The sequence below is a fragment of the Bacteroides sp. AM44-19 genome (genome assembly GCF_003603395.1).
Classification (GTDB): domain Bacteria; phylum Bacteroidota; class Bacteroidia; order Bacteroidales; family Bacteroidaceae; genus Bacteroides; species Bacteroides uniformis.
Window position 1 is genome coordinate 11,309 of sequence record NZ_QTNB01000033.1, and the last position, 1,449, is coordinate 12,757.

Sequence of the window (1,449 nt, forward strand, 5' to 3'; positions counted from 1 at the left end):
GTTTATTCGTTTTTAATTGTCAGTTGATTATTTCAGCAGCTTCCCGACACGTCCGACCACGTTTCCTGCGGCTGCGCCCGCCACGCTGCCCGCCATACTTCCGGCTCGTCCTGCCGTCTGGTTCACGTTGCGACCGTAGCTTCCCATGCCTCCGGCTTGGATAATCCAGCCTGCTACCGTGGGGATGGTGAAGTAACCAATGATGCCGATTATCATGAAGACGATGTACACCCCGTCGCTCGAATCCAGCGAGAAGTTCGGGTCAGCCTGCATCCGTTCGATGTCGCTTTGCAGCATCAGCACTTGTATCTTCGCCAGTATGGTGCTGAACATATCCGACACGGGCAGCCACAGATAGACCTGTATGTAGCGGCATATCCACTGTGTAAGCGTGCTTTGGAAGCCGTCCCACACCGATATGGCGAAGGCTATCGGACCGAGTATCGCCAGCACCACGAGGAAGAACGTGCGGATGGTGTCTATCACGAGGGCGGCGGCTTGGAACATCAGTTCCAGTATCTCGCGGAAGAAGTCGCGGATGCCCTTCTTCATGTTGTACATCCCGCGCTCGATGTACATCCCCGCCATCGTCACCATGTCGCCGGGCGACCAGCCCAGTTCTTCCAGTTGTTTGTCAAACTCCTCATTTGACACGAGGTAGGCGGTTTCGGGATTGCGCATCATCGCTTCGTACTCCAGTTTGTCCTTCTGCTCACGGTATCGGTTCATGTCCAGCGTTTCCGCCTCCAGCATCTTTGCCGTACCCTGCACGACGGGCGACATGATGCTGTTTATCGTACCCAGTACCACCGTCGGAAAGAACATGATGCACAGACCGATAGCGAACGGGCGGAGCATAGGGAACACGTCTATCGGTTCGGCTCTCGCCAGCGACTGCCATACCCGGTAGGCCACATAAAAGAGTGCGCCCAGCCCGGCGATGCCTTTCGCCACGCCCGCCATGTCCCCGCATAGCGGCATCATCTGTTCGTAGAGCGAGCGCAGAATTTGGTGAAGGTTGTCGAAATTCATAGGCTACCAATATCTTTCGTTCATGTTCCCGTACAGCCCCATGATGCGGTCAAGGTCGTTTTTCTTCTTCGCACGCAGGTAACTCACGCTAATGTTCTTGTTGGTGTAGTAGCTCACGAGGTTGCGGTAACGCTTCATTTTGGAGTAGCAGCGTTCCACCACGTCCATGCGCTCCTTGTCCGTCATGGAGAGCGTGGTGATATTCACCACATTCTTCAGTTCCGTCAGCACATCGTTGGATTCCTCCAATAACTTGGTGTAGCCAAAGGCGATGGCTCCCAGTTCCTCCACCGTGAAGTTGTCGTCACGCATCATCTTCTGGAAACTGGTCACATAGGTGTCGGTGATGTCACCCACCATCAGAATGGTCTGCTGCACCTTCCGGGCGTCCTTTACCAGATTGTTCACGGATTTGAG

Annotated in this window: 2 protein-coding genes; both read right to left on the minus strand. The window is 54.7% G+C overall.

Going from position 1 to position 1,449, the window contains the following annotated elements; translation table 11 throughout:
* Positions 1–27: 27 nt before the first annotated feature.
* Positions 28–1,032, minus strand: coding sequence for a conjugative transposon protein TraJ (traJ, locus tag DW947_RS20565; protein ID WP_004308926.1), 1,005 nt, complete (start codon positions 1,030–1,032; stop codon positions 28–30).
* 3 nt (positions 1,033–1,035) lie between these two features.
* Positions 1,036–1,449, minus strand: a 414-nt coding sequence (locus DW947_RS20570) for a conjugal transfer protein TraI (protein WP_119958619.1), incomplete at its 5' end; no start/stop codon positions are given.